This window comes from Mobilicoccus massiliensis (assembly GCF_000826525.2).
GTDB classification, from domain to species: domain Bacteria; phylum Actinomycetota; class Actinomycetes; order Actinomycetales; family Dermatophilaceae; genus Mobilicoccus; species Mobilicoccus massiliensis.
On the sequence record NZ_LN651328.1, the window covers coordinates 310,978 to 327,388 of the forward strand.

Here is a 16,411-nt window from a genome sequence, read left to right on the forward strand (position 1 = left end):
CTGCCGGTGGGCGGACGGCCACCACGACTCGTGGCGAACACCCCGCCTCGCGCGCCACGCCGGGAAAACCCGCGGGTTCTCGCTCAATTTCCTTCAGATCGAGGATGATCGAGCCGAAGAGAGACGAGTGGACCTGTGTCTCACGAGCACCGCGGCAACGCCCCGGTGTCCATCCGACCTTCGAGGAGTCCCTGCCATGACCGTCCGTCGCACCCTCGCCGCCACCGCCGCGGTCTGCGCCGTTCTCGCCGGTTGCGGCCAGAACCAGGAGCCGACGACGACCGGCGCCACCTCCGCCCTGCCGACGACGCCGGTGACGGCCACGACGAGCACGGCCGCGACGAGCGAACCGACGCCGTCGGCGGAGACGACCTTCTCGGCCACGGCGACGCGCTCGGCCACGAGTTCCCCGACACCGGATTCGACCGTCGTCACGAACAGCCAGGCCCCGAAGGACCGCAAGACCCCCGCCGGCGGCAACGCGGGCTCGACCGTTCCCGAGAAGAGCCCGGAGGACTACGGCGACGCCGCGGTCAACGCCTGGGCACGCGGCGATCACGCGACGGTCGCGAAGTACGTCTCCCGCAACGCCCGCGCCCAGGCGAGCTCGACGCCTCCCGCCGGGGAGCTGCTGCGCGTGGCCTGCGACGGGGACATGTGCAGCTACACCACCGAGGACGGCAAACGCGTCACGCTGACCTTCGACCTCGCGACCGTCAAGGCCGGCAAGACCGGCGGCATCACCGGCATCAAGATCTCCTGACGCCGACGACGATGCCGACACTCCTCGACGCATAGGCTGCGCGGGAACACGCGACCGGCGGTCGATTCGGGCGCCGGTCGCACCGCTGCTCTTGCTCGACGAGGAGTGTCTCGTGGCCGCACCAGAATCACACCCCGACGGTCTGCCCCCGGCCGATCGGCCGGGCGGTGAGGAGACGACGGAACTGGCCCGCGGCCTGAGCCTGCGGCACATCACGTTCATCGCGCTCGGCTCGGCCATCGGCACCGGCCTCTTCTACGGCTCCGCCGCCGCGATCCAGAAGGCCGGTCCGGCGGTCATCGCCGCCTACCTCGTCGCGGGCGCGGCCGTCTACATGGTCATGCGCGCGCTGGGCGAGATGGCCGTGCGACACCCGGTCTCCGGCTCCTTCGGTCAGTACGCGGCGCGCTACCTCGGCCCGTTCGCCGGGTTCGTCACGGGGTGGTCGTTCGCGTTCGAGATGATCGTCGTCGCGCTCGCCGACGTCACCGCGTTCGGCGTCTACATGCAGTTCTGGTTCCCCGGTTCGCCGCGGTGGGTGTGGGTCGTCGCCGTCATCCTGCTCATCGGCGCGATCAACACCCGCAACGTCAAGGTGTTCGGCGAGATGGAGTTCTGGCTGACGATCGTCAAGGTCGGCGCCATCATCGCGATGATCGCCGGCGGCATCGTGCTCATGATCTTGGGCGTGCGCCTTTCCGAGGGCACGCCCGTCGGCCTGGAGAACCTCGTCGCGCACGACGGTTTCGCCCCCAACGGCGCGGCCGGAGTGATCGCCGCACTCGCCATCGTCGTCTTCGCGTTCGGCGGCGTCGAGAGCGTCGGCATCACCGCCGGCGAGGCGGCGGATCCCAAGCGCGCCATCCCGCGGGCCGTCAACTCCGTGCCGTTCCGCATCCTGCTGTTCTACGTCGGCACGATGATCGTCATCATGTCGCTGGTGCCGTGGAACCAGATCACCGGCGAAGCGAGCCCGTTCGTGCAGATCTTCTCCGCACTCGGCGTGCCGTACGCCCCGGGCATCCTCAACCTCGTCGTCGTCACCGCCGCGATCTCGGCGATCAACTCCGACACCTTCGGCGCGGGTCGCATGCTCTACGGCCTGGCTCGTCAGGGACAGGCGCCTGCGGCCTTCGCCTCGGTGTCCCGCCACGGAGTTCCGTGGCTCACCGTGCTCGTCATGTGTGGCGCCCTCGCCGTCGGTGCGGTGCTCAACGCGGTCATCCCGGAGGACGTCTTCCTGCTCATCGCCTCGATCGCGACGTTCGCCACCGTGCTCGTGTGGTTGATGATCCTGTTCTCCCACATCGCGATGCGGCGCGAGATCGCCCGCGAACGCCTGCCGGAGTCGGAGTACCGCGTGCCGTTGTGGCCGGTCGCGTCTTGGCTCGCCGTGGCGTTCATGCTCGTCGTCATCGGGGTCATCGCGTGGTTCCCCGACACCCGCGTCGCCTTCTACGTCGGCGCCGTGTGGGTCCTGCTCCTCGTCGCGGCCTACCTGCTCGGAGTCCGAGGGCACGGCCGCGCCCGCCCGATCCTCGAGGACCGCACCGGCCGCCCCACCGCCTGACCACCAGCATCCCTCCGCCCCACCGCCTGACCACGAGCACCCGCCCGCCCCCCGCTCGGACAGGCTCTTTCACCACCCCTCAGCGAAGCCAGGGGTGGTGAAAGAGCCTGTCCGAGCGATCGGTTCGAGCCGGCGCGACGCGTGCGGACGCGACACGCACGGGCGCGGCACGCGCGGGCGTGACGCACACGGGCGCCACGCGCCCGGGCGTGACGTGCGCGGGCGACGCGCACGGGCGCGGCGCGAGCGGGCGGGTCAGAAGCCGAGGGCGTCGGCCGCCTCGGGGCTGGAGTCGCGGAGGAACTGTTCGCAGCGCACTCGCTCGTCCTCTTCACCGATCTGGGCGGCGGCGCGGGCGAGGGCGGCGACGCTGCGGAGGAAGCCCTGGTTGGGCTCGTGGCGCCACGGCACCGGACCGGCGCCCTTCCATCCGGCGCGGCGGAGCTGGTCGAGGCTGCGGTGGTATCCGGTGCGGGCGTAGGCGTACGCCTCGACGGTGAACCCCATCGCGAGCGCGGCCTCGGCGAGCGTCGCCCACGCGAGCGCCGACTGAGGATACCGGCCGGCGGTGATCGCGGCGTCGGCTCCCGACAGCAACTCGGCCGCGGCCGGGTCGACGTCGAGCAGCGTCTCCGGCGGCTCCAGCAGATTCTCGTGGGTCATGCGTCCTCCTGGACTGTCGGCTGAGGGCGAATTGCTCGGCAGCGTGGCCGATTCGGGCTGTGCTGTCTTCCCATGGTCTCCCGGATGACGGCCGCGCGACCACCCGCCACGTCGACCAGGGCCACGAACACGACGCGCCAGGCCCGATCATCCGACGCAGCGGCCCCTCACCGACCGCTGAATCCTCACCATTGACACGTGACCTTTTGGTCACCTACCGTCGTGGCGTGGACGACGACCTGGTGTTCAAGGCGCTCGCCGACCCGACGCGGCGGCTGCTCCTCGACGCCCTCTTCCAGAACGACGGACAGAGCCAGAGCGATCTGGAGGCCGTCGTCGTCGCGCGCACCGAAATGACACGCCACGGCGTCGCCAAGCACCTGCGCATCCTCGAGGACGCCGGGCTGATCACCACCCGCAGGCAGGGACGGACCAAGCTGCATCACCTCAACCCCGTCCCCATCCGCCTCATCCACGACCGCTGGATCGACAAGTACACGGGGCATCACGTCACCGCCCTCACCGAACTCAAACGGACCCTGGAGGATTCACCATGAGCGACACCCCGACCATGCACGACGGCACACAGCGGCAGGCACCCGAGGTGCAGGTCTTCCGGATCTACATCGAGGCTCCCGCGCAGGGCGTGTGGGACGCCATCACGACGGGTGAGTACAGCACGAAGTACGGCTACGGAGGCGTGGTCGACTACGACCTCCGCGAGGGTGGCGAGTACGTCAGCCACACCACCGATGAGATGAAGCAGATGGGGATGGGCGACGTCGCGATCACCGGCCGCGTCGTCTCCGTCGACCCGCCTCGAAAACTCGTGCAGACCTGGGTCGCGGCCTGGCACCAGCAGGAGACGACCCTGACCTGGGAACTCACCGAGCACGAAGGCCCACTGACGGCCCTCACCCTCACTCACGACTGCACCGGCGCGCAGAACACGGCCCGGGACGTCGAGGGAACCGGCGACGCCGCCCAGGGCGGCGGCGGCTGGCCGTGGATCCTCGCCGGCATGAAGACCTACCTCGAGACCGGCCACGCCATGGTCGGCTCCGGGAGCTGACACCCCAGCCGACAACCCGCGGCCGCCCACCGCTGCCGTTCCCATGGGGCACGACGCGGCCCCCGTCACGAGAAGGTGAGGGGGGCCGCGTCCGTTCCGGCGGATTGCTCCACCAGGTCAGCGAGCGTGACTCACTTGTGGGTGCCGGCGCTGCGCAGGTCCTCGCACGCCTCGACGACGCGAGCGGCCATGCCCGCCTCGGCCGCCTTGCCCCACGAACGCGGGTCGTACTGCTTCTTGTTGCCGACCTCGCCGTCGATCTTGAGCACGCCGTCGTAGTTGCGGAACATGTGGTCGGCGACGGGGCGGGTGAACGCGTACTGGGTGTCGGTGTCGACGTTCATCTTGACGACGCCGTAGTCGACCGCGTCGCTGATCTCCTGCGGCAGGGAGCCGGAGCCACCGTGGAAGACGAGGTCGAGCGGCTTGTCGCCCGCCTTGTCGCCGTACTTGGCGACGATCGCGTCCTGGCACTGCTTGAGGATCTCGGGGCGCAGCTTGACGTTGCCCGGCTTGTAGACGCCGTGGACGTTGCCGAACGTGAGCGCGGCCATGTAGCGGCCGTTCTCGCCGAGGCCGAGGGCCTCCACGGTCTTCAGCGCGTCGTCGGTGGTGGTGTAGAGCTGGTCGTTGATCTCGTTGGCGACACCGTCCTCCTCGCCACCGACGACACCGATCTCGACCTCGAGGATGATGTTCGCGGCCCTGGCGAGGGCGAGAAGCTCCTTGGCGATCTCGAGGTTCTCCTCCAGCGGCACCGCCGAGCCGTCCCACATGTGCGACTGGAAGATCGGCAGCCCCGTCTTCTTCACCTGCTCGGCCGATGCCTGCAGCAGCGGACGCACGAACCCGTCGAGCTTGTCCTTGGGGCAGTGGTCGGTGTGCAGGGCGATGTTGACGTCGTAGTTCTTCGCGACCTCCTGGGCGTAGGCGGCGAGCGCCAGCGCCCCGGTGACCATGTTCTTGATCGACGGGCCGGAGAGGTACTCCCCGCCTCCGGTCGAGACCTGGATGATGCCGTCGCTGTTCGCGTCGGCAAAGCCCTTGATCGCGGCGTTGAGGGTCTGGCTGGAAGAGACGTTGATGGCCGGGTAGGCGAAGGATCCCGCCTTCGCCCGGTCGAGCATGTCGGCGTAGACCTCGGGGGTTGCGATGGGCACGGTCGGCTCCTCAGTGTCGTCGGCTCGTCCACGCCCGGTGCGCGCGGAGCAGGGCTGATGCCATCCTAGTGGCCGTCATCCGGCCCGGCCCCGCCCGCACCCGCGCTCTCGTGGCACGTCCCGAGTCGGACACCCGGTGGGGGGCGCCGGCCGGGAATCTCGCGCAACAAAGACCGGTCAGACCACCGGGTCGAACGAGCCTCGTCGGCATCACCCCTGGTCAGGGGATCACGTGCTCGTGGACCCTCCGCACTGACCGGTCTTTGTTGCGCGGGCTCGAACCGTCGCGCCCCGCGCCGGCTCAGCGCAACGGCGGCAGATCCGCGACGGCGGCCTCGTACGCCCGGGCCCAGTCGGCCTCGTCGACACGGTGGTCGGCGAGACTGCAGCCGCGACCGTTCTTCTTGACGAGGATCCCCTCGTCGAGCCAGTGGGGTCGGGCGCGACGCAGGAATCTCCGCGGGCAGGTCACCGGAGGCGTTCGTCACCCGCCACCACGGCACGTTCGAACCGTAGGCGCGCATGATCGCGCCGACCTGGCGCGGCCCGATGCCGACGAGCCGACCGATCGCGCCGTAGTTCGTCACCCGGCCGCGCGGCACGCACTCCACGGCCCGCAGCACGTGTTCGACGACGAGCTCGTCCACGTCTCAGTCGATCTCGGCGTGCGCGCGAATCCACGCGTGCATCGCGATCGCGGCCGCCGCACCGGCGTTCATCGAGCGCGTCGACCCGAACTGACTGATGTGGAGCACGGCGTCGGCGCCGGCGAGCGCCTCACCGCTGAGCCCCGGCCCCTCCTGCCCGAAGACCATGACCGAACGGCGTGGGATCGCGAACGTCTCCAGTGGCACGCTGCCGGGGACGTTGTCGATCGCGAGGACCGCGTAATCCTCATCCCGGGCCCAGTCCAGGAGCCTGGCGACCTCCGCGTGGTGGTATTCGTGCTGGTAACGGTCGGTGACCATCGCGCCACGACGGTTCCAGCGCCTTCGGCCGACGATGTGGAACGCGCCGACATTGAACGCGTTGCCGGTGCGGATGATCGACCCGATGTTGAAGTCGTGCTCCCAGTTCTCCACGGCGATGTGCAACTCGTGGCGTCGTGTGTCGAGGTCGGCGACGATCGCGTCGTGACTCCAGTAGCGGTACCGGTCGTCGACGTTGCGGGAGTCCCCGAGCTCCAGCAACACCGGGTCGTACGGCGCGCTCACCTCGCCGTTCTCCCCGCGCGGCCACATCCCCGGGCCACCGGGCCAGGGCCCCACCCCCACGACGCGTTCGGCTTCCTCGGCTCCCACGGCGCGGAGTCTACGGGCGACACCCAGCCGACACAGCGTCGAAGAACGCCGACACCGACCCGCGCACAGCGAACTCCCAGGCTCTTCCGCCTACCCTGGTGCCGTGATGCCTGCCCTCGGTCCCGACTGGATGGACCCCCAGTACCTGCTCTCCCAGTTCGGCACCCAGTTCTTCTGGGTGAGCGTGGCCATCGTCTTCATCGAGTGCGGCCTGCTCTTTCCGATCCTGCCCGGTGACTCCCTGCTCTTCTCGATCGGGTTGTTCATCCACCGCGGCGATGTCGCCATGTCGATCTGGCTCGCGTGCGTGATCCTCTCGGTCGCGGCGTTCCTCGGCAACGTCGTCGGCTACGAGATCGGCCGGGCGATCGGCGAGCCGCTGTACCGCCGCGACGGCCGGTTCCTCAAGAAGAAGTACTTCGACCAGACGATCGCGTTCTTCGACAAGCACGGCAACAAGGCGCTGGTCATCGGCCGTTTCGTGCCGATCGTGCGCACGTTCATCACCGTGGTCGCCGGCGTCGGACGCATGGACCGCACCCGGTTCTTCACCTGGAGCGCCGTCGGCGCCGTGCTGTGGGCCACGGGCATCACGCTGCTCGGCTACTTCCTCGGCGGCATCCAGTTCATCCACGACCACCTCGAGGCCGCGATCCTGCTCATCGTGTTCGTCTCGGTGCTGCCCATGGTCTTCGAGTTCGTCATGCACAAGCGCCGCAGCAAGGCCATCGTCCGCGAGAGCACCGAGGCGGTCGGCGACGCGATCGACGCCCGTCGCAAGGACTGACCCGCCCCGCGGCCACACGCCATCGAGCCCCGCCCTCCACGTCGGAAGGCGGGGCTCGATGACGTACCGGGGCTCTCAGGCCAGCCCGAGGTCGGCGAGTCCGTAGGCGTAGCGGTACGGTACGTCGGCCTCGGCCTGGATGCGCTCGCCGGCGCCGGAGCTGCGGTCGGCGATGACCGCGACGGCGACGACCTCGGCCCCCGCCTCGCGGCAGGCCTCGACGGCGGTGAGCGGAGACCCGCCCGTGGTCGAGGTGTCCTCGACGACGAGCACCCGACGGCCCTGGATCGACGGGCCCTCGATGCGCTGCTGCAACCCGTGCGCCTTCTCGGCCTTGCGGACGACGAACGCGTCGAGCCGCTCGCCCCGCGCCGCGGCGGCGTGAAGCATCGCGGTGGCGACCGGGTCGGCGCCCATCGTCAGGCCGCCGACGGCGTCGAAGTCGAGGTCGGCGACGAGGTCGGCCATGACCCGACCCACGAGTGGCGCGGCCTCGCCGTCGAGGGTGATGCGGCGCAGGTCGACGTAGTAGTCGGCCTCCTTGCCGGAGGAGAGGGTCACCTTGCCGTGGACGACGGCCTTGTTCTTGATGAGCTCGAGCAGCTGATCGCGTGCGGTCATGCGCTCAAGATTAGGTCAGCCGGGGTCAGCGGCCGTTGCGTTCTCGCGACGGCCCCGACTGCCCCATCATCGCGGCCGAGAGGGCACGAACGGTCCCGCGAGGCAGGACTCCCGTGATCGCCTCGGCCGTGCGATAGAACGCGCCGGGTGTGCTGATCACCTTGCCGGCCCGCGCGTCCCGCAGACACGACCTCACGAGCCGGTCGGAGTCGAGCCACATGAAGTCGGGCACCGCCGACATGCTCGCGCCCATCCGCTGGTGGAACTCGGTGTGCGTGTACCCGGGGCACAGCGCCGTGATACCCACGCCGGTGCCGCGCAGGTCGAGCGCGAGCGACTGCGTGAGGGTCGTGACGAAGGCCTTGCACGCGGAGTAGCTGCCCATCGTCACGTACGACGCCACCGAGGAGACGTTGACGATGTGCCCCCGACCACGCGCGATCATCGCCCGGCCCGCGGCGTGGGTGAGCACGAGCACCGCCTCGCAGAGCACCGTGAGCTGCCGTTCCTCGTCGGCGACGTCGGAGTCGAAGAACGCCGTCTTGAGCCCGAACCCGGCGTTGTTGACGAGGAGGTCGATCGCGCCATCACCGTCCTGTGAGAGACGGTCGGCGACGCGCCGCATCCCCTCCCCGGTGGCGAGGTCGGCGGCGATCACCTCGGTGCGCACACCGTGGGCCGTCTCGACCTCCCGCGCCAGCTCCTCGAGCCTGTCGAGGTTGCGAGCCACGAGCACGAGGTCGTGCCCACCTCGGGCGAGTTCGTGGCAGAACGACCGGCCGATGCCCGCACTGGCGCCGGTGACGAGAGCAGTGGTCATGGCCTCGAGCCTAGAGCGGCGAGTCCCCACCCGTCCGCGACACTCCCCCACCTCGACGGCCGGCCGGAGCCCTTGTTCGCACGTCAGCGCACGACGAAGGTCGTCGTCATCGCGCGGCTGCCACCGAGGGTGATCTCCCAGCCCGGCACCCGCGATCCGGGCGCGGGGTAGTTCCAGCCCGCCACCGGCCTCGTCGCGCCCCTGACCCGGGAGACGATCGTGCCCGTCGTCGTGATCCGCAGCGTGCGCCCGTCGGGGTGGGTGAGCGTGAGCGTCCGACCCCGCGCCGTGACGAGCTTCCAGGCCGGATCGAGATGCCACGACTGCCGAAGGGCCGTGCGGGCCGGGTAGGTGTCGGTGACGACGAGCGTGCGCGCCGGATCGTCGACACGTAGGTGACGGGTGTGGGCGATGCCGTGCACCCGGTCGGTGACGTTCCACGAGTGCATCCCGGCCGACGATCCGGCACCTCGCAACGTCGCCGTCCGTCCCGCCTCGTACCGGCCCCGGGTGGGCCAGGCGATGTTGTGCGAGTGCGGAAGCCGCGCGTAGCTCGCGAACGGATCCTTCCAGTCGTACGAGTAGTAACCCGGGCCGACGAGCACTCGCGTCCCTGCGGTCGACCACGTCACGGCCCCCTTGTCGGGATGCCCGTGGGCGAACCGGCCCGGGCCGTAGCGGACGGTGTAGTACGTCGTCGCGGGATCCCGCCACGACCACCGGCCGACGAGCAGGCCGGCCTCGTCGTCGCGGAAGGCCTTCGCGGTCTCCGTGCCGGCCGGCTTCACCCCCGGCCCCCGACCCGTGTCGCCGATCTGGACGAGGTCACCGTCGGGCTCGGTGAGCCAGCGCGCGACGCCCTCGGCCTGACCCATCTTCGCCATCAACTGGTGTGCGGCGGCGTCGGTGGGATCGACCGCCAGCATGCGTTGCGCCGCGTCCTTCCACATCGTCATGTTGACGACGTGGTACCAGGCGGACTGCTCCTTGGATGTGCCTGCGCGAGTGAAGGCCATCCCCGACTCCGCGCGCATGCGCGCACCCGCACGGTTCACCCAGTCGCTGCGGCCGACGACCTCACCCGCGATCTTGATGTTGAGGTTGGCCATGAGGCCGTGGTTGTGCACGGGATGACGCGGCGGGCCGTAGTACCGCGGCCCGAACAACACCGCGGTCTCCGCCGACATCCGCTTCTCGAGGCGGGGGTCGCCGGTCAGCACGTACAGGCAGCTCAGAGTGCTCAGACGCCGCAACGAGGTGCCCTCGTCCCACCCCAACCGGCTCGAGCCCACATCGGGGTTGAGCCGGTAGAAGCTCTCCACCTGGCTGACGAGTTGCGCGAGCGCCACCCTCTGACGGTCGTCGAACGCGCGCTTGGCCAGCGGCTTCATCCACTCGAGGCTGTAGAACCGCATCTGCCACGTGGGGTCGGAGGAGGCCGGCCTGCGCCACTGATTGGCGGACATCCGACCCACCGTGAACGGGGCCGTCGGAGGCACGCTGGCGGTGATCGGCTCCCGGTCGCGCACGGGCGTACGGCTCGCGCCCCCGCAACGGGCGTCCTTCCACCTCTCGGCGACGACGGCCGAATCCGGTGCCGTCCCGTCGTCGGCGGATGCGGCGATCGGGCCTGCCGCCGTGCCGGCGAGGACCGCCGCGGCGAGCAGAGCGACCACGACGGTGCGACTGCGTGATCGCTTCATCGAAAGGACTCCTGAGCTGGCGAATCGGTCGATTCGCCTCTCCGATCGGCCGGCGCCCCGGCCGACTGAGGCTTGTCGGCGACCCGGCATAGGGTGGGCCCGTGCGTATCGCGACCTGGAACTGCAACTCGATCCGAAGCCGTGTCGACCGGGCGATCGGCGTGCTGCAACGCCACGACCTCGACGTTCTCGCGTTGCAGGAGACCAAGTGCAAGGACGAGCAGTTTCCGCTCGCCCCGTTCATCGAGGCGGGTTACGAGGTCGCGATGCACGGCCTCAACCAGTGGAACGGGGTCGCGATCGTCAGCCGGGTCGGTCTGGAGGACGTGCAGATCGGGTTCGAGGGCATGCCCACGTGGGGTGAGCCCGACGCCGTCGCAGAGGCCCGCGCGATCGGCGCGACGTGCGCGGGCGTGCGCATCTGGTCGCTCTACGTGCCCAACGGCCGCGACCTCGACAACCCGCACTACGCCTACAAGCTCGACTGGCTCGCGCACCTGCGCGACACCGCGGCCGGGTGGCTCGCCGACGACGCGGACGCCCAGAGCGTCCTCATGGGTGACTGGAACATCGCACCCCGCGACGAGGACGTATGGGACCCCTCGTTCTTCATCGGCAAGACCCACGTCTCCGAACCCGAACGCGCCGCCTTCCGCAGCGTCCTCGACGCCGGATACGCCGACGTCGTGACCCCACACACCGAGGGCCAGTTCACGTACTGGGACTACACCCAGCTCCGGTTTCCCAAGAAGCAGGGCATGCGCATCGACTTCGCCCTGGCCTCCCCCGCCGTCGAACGCCGGGTCACCGGCGCGATGATCGACCGAGAGGAGCGCAAGGGCAAGGGCGCGAGCGACCACGCCCCCGTGCTCGTCGACCTCGCCGACGAGGCCTGAGCCTGCGCGGCATCGGGCCGCGATCCGACTGCGGAACCCCATCGGGCATGACCGCGGCGAGCGCTGCGATCATCGCCTCCCTCGAGCGCCCTACGATGCGCCCGCGCTGACCGAATCGTCCGTGATGTCCGGCGCGCGACGGGTCGCGCCCGCTTGCCTCAGACCGCTGCGTCGCGGGTGGCGGTCGATCTCGCGCAACAAAGACCGGTGACCGAGGCCGGCCGAGCGACGCCCTCTGACGATGCCCCTGGTCAGCGGCGTGCGGCCCGTCACCTCTCGTGTGTCTGACCGGTCTTTCTTGCGCGAGATCTGACGCACCTCGGCCCGACGGCCAGCGCGGAGCCGTCCCTGGCTACAGTGGCAGGACGACGCGGGGTGCGCCCAGGCGCTGAGATCACACCCGTCGAACCTGCTTCTAGTTCGGACTAGCGAAGGGACGTCGTCGATGACGCCAACCCATCCATCCGTCACCGCGGCCGCGTGTGGGGAGGCACTCGCCACCTTCCGCGAGACCGGTCCGCTCGTGCAGAGCCTGACGAACACCGTGGTCACCAACTGGACGGCGAACGTGCTGCTCGCCGCGGGTGCGGCACCGGCGATGGTCGACAACCCGCACGAGGCCGGGCAGTTCGCGCGGGTCGCGAGCGGGGTGCTGGTCAACCTCGGCACGCCGCAGGACCAGACGGTGGAGGCCATGCGGGAGGCCGTCCGGGCCGCCTCGGAGGCCGGTACGCCGTGGGTGCTCGACCCGGTCGCCGCCGGCGGACTCACGTGGCGCACGGAGTTCGCGCGCGAGTTGCTCGCCCTCGCCCACGCGCCGGCGATCGTGCGCGGCAACGCCTCCGAGATCATCGGGCTGGCCGGCGGCGCGGGCGGCCGCGGCGTCGACTCGACCGACACCGCCGACGCCGCGCTCGACGCCGCCCGGGCTCTCGCCAGCGAGCACGCCTGCGTCGTCGCCGTCAGCGGCGAGGTCGACCACCTCACCGACGGCGCTCGGCTCGTTCGGGTCCACAACGGTGACGCGCTGCTCACGAGGGTCACGGGTGTCGGATGCTCGCTCGGGGCGCTCATGGCCGGGTTCGCCGCCACCTGCGACGATCCCCTGCTCGCGGCCACCGTCGCCACCGGGCTGCTCACCGTCGCCGCCGACGTCGCGGCCACGGAATCTCGCGGGCCCGGCTCCTTCGCCGTCGCCCTGCTCGACCGACTCGCGCTGCTCACACCCGACGACCTCACCGCGCGCGTCCGCCTCGACGCCGAGACGGACGGGAGCGCGGCATGAACACCCGGATGCGTCCGGACGAGCTCGCCGTCTACCTCGTCACCGACACCGGCCAGTGCGGGATGACCGGTGTCGTCGAGACCGTGCGTCAGGCCGTCGCCGGCGGCGCGACGCTCGTGCAGCTGCGTGACCCGGATGCCACGGACGAGGAGTTCGTCCGCCTGGGCCGTGAACTCGTCGAGGTGCTCACGGGCACCGGTGTGCGGCTCGTCGTCGACGACCGGGTCCACCTCGTCGAGGCGATCGGTGCCGACGGGGTGCACGTCGGGCAGTCCGACATGCCGCCTCCCGTCGCCCGCGAGATGCTCGGGCCGGACGCGATCGTCGGGTATTCGGTGACCGACGAGGCCGAGCTCGACCGTGCCCTGGGGTTCGGCGATGTCGTCGACTACCTCGGTCTCGGCCCGCTGTACGGCACGCCCAGCAAACCCGGTCACGCCGACCCGATCGGCATGGCGCGCCTCTCGGCGATGGCGCGCCGCAGCCCCTGGCCGACCTGCGCCATCGGCGGGGTCAAGACGCGCGACGCCGTCCCGCTCAAGGCGAGCGGCGTCGACGGGATGGCGGTCATCAGCGCGATCTGCGGCACCCCCGACCCGCAGGCCGCGACCCGCGAACTCGCCGAGGCGTGGGCGGCGGCGCCGCGCGTCGCCAACGTCCTGTCCATCGCCGGCAGTGACCCCGGTGGCGGCGCGGGCATCCAGGCCGATCTCAAGTCGATCAGCGCCAACGGCGCGTACGGCATGTGCGTCATCACGGCGCTCACCGCCCAGAACACCCGCGGCGTCACCGGCGTGCACCCGGTGCCGGTGGAGTTCGTGCGCGACCAGCTCGACACGCTGCTCGACGACATCCGCGTCGACGCCGTGAAGATCGGGATGCTCGCCTCCGCCGACCTCGCGCGCACGGTCGGTGAGTACCTCGCGGGCCCGTTCGCCGGGGTGCCGATCGTGCTCGACCCGGTCATGGTGGCAACGAGCGGCGACCGGCTGCTCGACTCGGACGCGACCGATGCCGTGCGCGAACTCATGCCGCTGGCCGACCTGCTCACGCCCAACCTGCCGGAGACCGCCGTCCTGCTCGGCGTCGAACCGGCGCGAACCCTGGAGGACCTGCGCGTCCAGGCCCACGAGCTGCTGAAAGCCGGGGCGCGTGGCGTCTACGCCAAGGGCGGGCACCTCGAGCCCGCCGAGGTCGAGGCGCTCGACGCGCCCACCCTCACGACGGACGCCGTGACCGAGCGCCTCGCCACCGACCTGCTGATCCTCGATGGCACCGAGCACGTGCTCACCGCCCCGTTCGTCGACACGCCCGACACCCACGGCACCGGCTGCAGCCTGTCGTCGGCCCTCGCCGCCCTGCGCCCGCAGCGCGTGGACTGGGTCGAGACGGCTCGTGACGCGAAGGCCTGGCTGGCGGGCGCGATCGCGGCCTCCGGCACGCTCACCGTCGGCGGCGGCCACGGCCCGGTCAACCACTTCCACACGTTGTGGGGACGCTGATCCGCGCCTGTTTCGGCCCACCCGGCCGTCACCCGACGACCCAGCGCACGACGCAAGAAACGACACCACGAACAACTCCGACAAGCGACCCACGAGGACGACATGACCACCTTCAGCCAGACCCTGTGGAGCGAGATCGCTCCGATTCGCAAGGCCATCGACGACCTGCCGTTCGTGCGCCAACTCGCCGACGGCTCTCTGGCCCGCGAACGCTTCGACTACTACATGGGCCAGGACGCGCTCTACCTCGCCGACTACGCCCGCGCCCTCGCCGCGTGCGCCGCGCAGAGCACGACGAGCGACGACCTCGTGTTCTGGGCCGGTGCCGCCCGCGACTGCATCATCGTCGAGCGACAACTGCACGACAGCCACGTCGACCACACCAGGCTCGAACGCTCCGCCACGTGCACGGCGTACGTGAGCTACCTCAACGCCCTCGCCGCGGGCGGGTCCTATCCCGTGCTCGCGGCGGGTCTGCTGCCGTGCTTCTGGATCTACGAGGACGTGGGCAACGACCTGCTCGCAGCGGCCGGCGACCTCGAGAAGCACCCCTACGGCGACTGGATCGCCACCTACGCCGACGAGCAGTTCGCCGAGGACACCCGCGCGGCCAGGGCCATCGTCGACCGGTTGGCCGAGGAGAACTCCGAATCCGTACGAGCGCGGATGCTGGAGGCGTTCCGCCACGCCTCCCGCTTCGAGTGGATGTTCTGGGACGCCCCCGACCGCATGGAGACCTGGCCGATCGGCTGAGACCCACTGCACGCGAACGCCGCCCGTCCTCGACCGGAGGAGGGGCGGCGTTCGCGTATGGATCAGGCGTCGGTCGCGCGCCGATCAGGCGTCCGGGCGGGCGGAGGCAGCGGTGATCTCGCCGGCCTTGAGCCTGGTGAAGTAGCTCTTGGTCTCACGGAACACGACGCCGGAGAGCAGGAGCACTCCGATGAGGTTGGGGATGGCCATGAGGCCGTTGAGGGTGTCGGCGATGTCCCACACGACCTTGAGGCTGCCCACGGAGCCGGCGAACACGGCGGCGACGAAGACGACGCGGTAGCCCATGATCGCGGCCTTCACGCCCGAGGTGTGCCGGAAGATGAACTCCAGGCTCTTCTCGCCGTAGTAGGACCAGCCGAGGATCGTCGAGTACGCGAACATCGTGAGGCCGATGGTGAGGGCGGTACCGCCGATCGTGCCGGGCAGGCCGTGGTTGAACGCGGCGATCGTGAGGGCCGCACCCTCGTGCTCGAGCTGCCACACCCCGGTGGTGAGGATGACGAGCGCGGTCATCGTGCAGATGATGATCGTGTCGACGAAGACCTCGAAGATGCCCCAGAGCCCCTGCTCGACGGGCTCCTTGGTGTTGGAGGCGGCGTGGGCGATGGGCGCCGAGCCGAGACCGGCCTCGTTGGAGAAGACACCCCGGGCGATACCCATCTGGATGGCCTTGGCGATCGTGTAGCCCGCCGCGCCGCCGACGGCCGCGCTCGGGTTGAACGCCGCCTCGACGATGAGCACGAGCGAGGGCACGAGCTCGCCGACGTTGATCGCCAGCAGCACGAGCGACATGACGACGTAGAACACGGCCATGAACGGCACGAGCTTCTCGGTGACGCTGGCGATGCTCTTGATGCCGCCGAGGATGACGACGGCGGTGAGGACGACGAGGGCGGCGCCGGTGATCCAGCGTTCGACGCCGAAGCTCGACTGCACGGCCTCGGCGATCGAGTTGGCCTGGGTCATGTTGCCGATGCCGAACGTGGCGAGCGTGGCGAAGACGGCGAAGACGTACGCGAGCCACGGCTGCTTGAGGCCGTTGAGGATGTAGTACATCGGGCCGCCGACGTTGCGCCCCTCGGCGTTGACCTCGCGATACTTCACGGCCAGCACGATCTCGGCGTACTTGGTCATCATCCCGAAGAACGCGCTGACCCACATCCAGAAGACGGCGCCCGGGCCACCCACGGTGATGGCGGTGGCGACACCGACGACGTTGCCGGTACCCACCGTGCTGGCCAGCGCGGTCGAGACGGCCTGGAACGGGCTGATGTTGTCGGCGTCGGCCTTGCGCCCACGCCCGCCGATGACGGTGCCGATGGTGTTCTTGAGCGCGAAGGCGAACTTGCGGATCTGGAGGAAGTTGGTGCGGATCGTGAGGTAGACGCCGGTGCCGACGAGGACGACGAGCATCACCGGCCCCCAGACGAACCCGTTGATGGCCTCGTTGACGTCCAGGAAACCGTCGATGAACTGATTCACGCTCGCGACCCC

At 70.1% G+C, this 16,411-nt stretch carries 17 protein-coding genes, 1 pseudogene and 1 riboswitch; of the genes and pseudogenes, 9 read left to right on the forward strand and 9 right to left on the reverse strand.

The features are described 5' to 3' along the window. Window positions 1–196 precede the first annotated feature (196 nt). A complete protein-coding gene (locus tag BN1197_RS07495) occupies window positions 197–763 on the forward strand; it encodes a hypothetical protein (protein WP_040157794.1) in 567 nt (188 codons plus the stop codon). A gap of 142 nt (window positions 764–905) precedes the next feature. Beyond that, window positions 906–2,333, forward strand: coding sequence for an amino acid permease (locus BN1197_RS07500; protein WP_040158134.1), 1,428 nt, complete (start codon window positions 906–908; stop codon window positions 2,331–2,333). A 255-nt stretch (window positions 2,334–2,588) separates the two neighbouring features. Here the strand turns inward: BN1197_RS07500 and BN1197_RS07505 are convergent, their stop codons facing one another. Further along, on the reverse strand, window positions 2,589–2,996 hold the full coding sequence (locus tag BN1197_RS07505; RefSeq protein WP_040157795.1) for a DUF3151 domain-containing protein: 408 nt from the start codon (window positions 2,994–2,996) through the stop codon (window positions 2,589–2,591). Between the two features lie 227 nt (window positions 2,997–3,223). On the opposite strand from BN1197_RS07505, the gene BN1197_RS07510 reads away from it, so the two are divergent. Then, on the forward strand, window positions 3,224–3,553 hold the full coding sequence (locus BN1197_RS07510; protein ID WP_082043728.1) for an ArsR/SmtB family transcription factor: 330 nt from the start codon (window positions 3,224–3,226) through the stop codon (window positions 3,551–3,553). Further along, a complete protein-coding gene (locus tag BN1197_RS07515) occupies window positions 3,550–4,068 on the forward strand; it encodes an SRPBCC domain-containing protein (RefSeq protein ID WP_082043711.1) in 519 nt (172 codons plus the stop codon). Before BN1197_RS07510 ends, BN1197_RS07515 begins: the two co-directional genes overlap by 4 nt. Window positions 4,069–4,199: 131 nt before the next feature. On the opposite strand, the gene fbaA is transcribed toward BN1197_RS07515, so the two are convergent. The 4 genes and pseudogenes from fbaA to BN1197_RS07530 all read right to left on the reverse strand — a co-directional run bounded on the left by fbaA (window position 4,200) and on the right by BN1197_RS07530 (window position 6,469). Then, window positions 4,200–5,228, reverse strand: a complete 1,029-nt coding sequence (fbaA, locus tag BN1197_RS07520; RefSeq protein WP_040157806.1) for a class II fructose-bisphosphate aldolase — start codon at window positions 5,226–5,228, stop codon at window positions 4,200–4,202. A gap of 301 nt (window positions 5,229–5,529) precedes the next feature. Then, the gene (locus tag BN1197_RS17720; protein WP_245851857.1) at window positions 5,530–5,700 is read right to left on the reverse strand and encodes a hypothetical protein; all 171 of its coding nucleotides are present in this window, start codon (window positions 5,698–5,700) and stop codon (window positions 5,530–5,532) included. A 49-nt stretch (window positions 5,701–5,749) separates the two neighbouring features. Continuing rightward, window positions 5,750–5,875, reverse strand: a pseudogene (locus tag BN1197_RS17995) (MGMT family protein); the annotation flags it as partial. 3 nt (window positions 5,876–5,878) lie between these two features. Further along, window positions 5,879–6,469, reverse strand: coding sequence for a TrmH family RNA methyltransferase (locus BN1197_RS07530; protein ID WP_052466186.1), 591 nt, complete (start codon window positions 6,467–6,469; stop codon window positions 5,879–5,881). A gap of 166 nt (window positions 6,470–6,635) precedes the next feature. Here BN1197_RS07530 and BN1197_RS07535 point away from each other — a divergent pair, with 166 nt between their 5' ends. After that, window positions 6,636–7,316, forward strand: a complete 681-nt coding sequence (locus BN1197_RS07535) for a DedA family protein (RefSeq protein WP_040157810.1) — start codon at window positions 6,636–6,638, stop codon at window positions 7,314–7,316. A 75-nt stretch (window positions 7,317–7,391) separates the two neighbouring features. Here the strand turns inward: BN1197_RS07535 and pyrE are convergent, their stop codons facing one another. From pyrE to BN1197_RS07550, 3 genes are all read right to left on the reverse strand, one after another. Continuing rightward, window positions 7,392–7,937 carry an orotate phosphoribosyltransferase gene (pyrE, locus tag BN1197_RS07540; RefSeq protein WP_040157813.1) on the reverse strand — a complete coding sequence of 182 codons (546 nt, stop codon included), beginning with the start codon at window positions 7,935–7,937 and terminating at the stop codon, window positions 7,392–7,394. Between the two features lie 25 nt (window positions 7,938–7,962). Then, complete coding sequence (locus BN1197_RS07545) at window positions 7,963–8,757, reverse strand: SDR family NAD(P)-dependent oxidoreductase (protein ID WP_040157816.1); 795 nt, start codon at window positions 8,755–8,757, stop codon at window positions 7,963–7,965. A gap of 83 nt (window positions 8,758–8,840) precedes the next feature. Next, window positions 8,841–10,460 carry a heparinase II/III domain-containing protein gene (locus BN1197_RS07550; RefSeq protein WP_040157818.1) on the reverse strand — a complete coding sequence of 540 codons (1,620 nt, stop codon included), beginning with the start codon at window positions 10,458–10,460 and terminating at the stop codon, window positions 8,841–8,843. Between the two features lie 101 nt (window positions 10,461–10,561). Between BN1197_RS07550 and BN1197_RS07555 the strand changes: the two genes are divergently transcribed. From BN1197_RS07555 to BN1197_RS07570, 4 genes are all read left to right on the forward strand, one after another. Further along, window positions 10,562–11,356: an exodeoxyribonuclease III gene (locus BN1197_RS07555; protein ID WP_040157820.1), complete on the forward strand. Its 795-nt coding sequence runs from the start codon at window positions 10,562–10,564 to the stop codon at window positions 11,354–11,356. A 361-nt stretch (window positions 11,357–11,717) separates the two neighbouring features. Then, window positions 11,718–11,810: riboswitch (TPP riboswitch) on the forward strand. Beyond that, window positions 11,802–12,641, forward strand: a complete 840-nt coding sequence (gene thiM / locus BN1197_RS07560; RefSeq protein ID WP_040157823.1) for a hydroxyethylthiazole kinase — start codon at window positions 11,802–11,804, stop codon at window positions 12,639–12,641. (Overlaps the previous riboswitch by 9 nt.) Next, window positions 12,638–14,143 (forward strand): bifunctional hydroxymethylpyrimidine kinase/phosphomethylpyrimidine kinase, encoded by a 1,506-nt coding sequence (gene thiD, locus BN1197_RS17730; RefSeq protein WP_082043713.1) that lies wholly within the window; start codon window positions 12,638–12,640, stop codon window positions 14,141–14,143. Before thiM ends, thiD begins: the two co-directional genes overlap by 4 nt. A 102-nt stretch (window positions 14,144–14,245) precedes the next feature. Beyond that, window positions 14,246–14,896 (forward strand): TenA family protein, encoded by a 651-nt coding sequence (locus BN1197_RS07570; RefSeq protein WP_052466188.1) that lies wholly within the window; start codon window positions 14,246–14,248, stop codon window positions 14,894–14,896. Between the two features lie 84 nt (window positions 14,897–14,980). Here the strand turns inward: BN1197_RS07570 and BN1197_RS07575 are convergent, their stop codons facing one another. Continuing rightward, window positions 14,981–16,399 carry an alanine/glycine:cation symporter family protein gene (locus BN1197_RS07575; protein ID WP_217991167.1) on the reverse strand — a complete coding sequence of 473 codons (1,419 nt, stop codon included), beginning with the start codon at window positions 16,397–16,399 and terminating at the stop codon, window positions 14,981–14,983. Window positions 16,400–16,411: the final 12 nt, after the last annotated feature.

Bases quoted from the DNA above. Each gene is read 5' to 3' on its own strand.
- BN1197_RS07550 (WP_040157818.1), bottom strand. From the start codon at position 10,460: ATGAAGCGATCACGCAGTCGCACCGTCGTGGTCGCTCTGCTCGCCGCG.
- BN1197_RS07530 (WP_052466186.1), bottom strand. From the start codon at position 6,469: ATGTGGCCGCGCGGGGAGAACGGCGAGGTGAGCGCGCCGTACGACCCG.
- BN1197_RS07505 (WP_040157795.1), bottom strand. From the start codon at position 2,996: ATGACCCACGAGAATCTGCTGGAGCCGCCGGAGACGCTGCTCGACGTC.
- BN1197_RS07515 (WP_082043711.1), top strand. From the start codon at position 3,550: ATGAGCGACACCCCGACCATGCACGACGGCACACAGCGGCAGGCACCC.
- BN1197_RS07495 (WP_040157794.1), top strand. From the start codon at position 197: ATGACCGTCCGTCGCACCCTCGCCGCCACCGCCGCGGTCTGCGCCGTT.
- BN1197_RS07535 (WP_040157810.1), top strand. From the start codon at position 6,636: ATGCCTGCCCTCGGTCCCGACTGGATGGACCCCCAGTACCTGCTCTCC.
- pyrE (WP_040157813.1), bottom strand. From the start codon at position 7,937: ATGACCGCACGCGATCAGCTGCTCGAGCTCATCAAGAACAAGGCCGTC.
- BN1197_RS07545 (WP_040157816.1), bottom strand. From the start codon at position 8,757: ATGACCACTGCTCTCGTCACCGGCGCCAGTGCGGGCATCGGCCGGTCG.
- BN1197_RS07570 (WP_052466188.1), top strand. From the start codon at position 14,246: ATGACCACCTTCAGCCAGACCCTGTGGAGCGAGATCGCTCCGATTCGC.
- thiD (WP_082043713.1), top strand. From the start codon at position 12,638: ATGAACACCCGGATGCGTCCGGACGAGCTCGCCGTCTACCTCGTCACC.
- thiM (WP_040157823.1), top strand. From the start codon at position 11,802: ATGACGCCAACCCATCCATCCGTCACCGCGGCCGCGTGTGGGGAGGCA.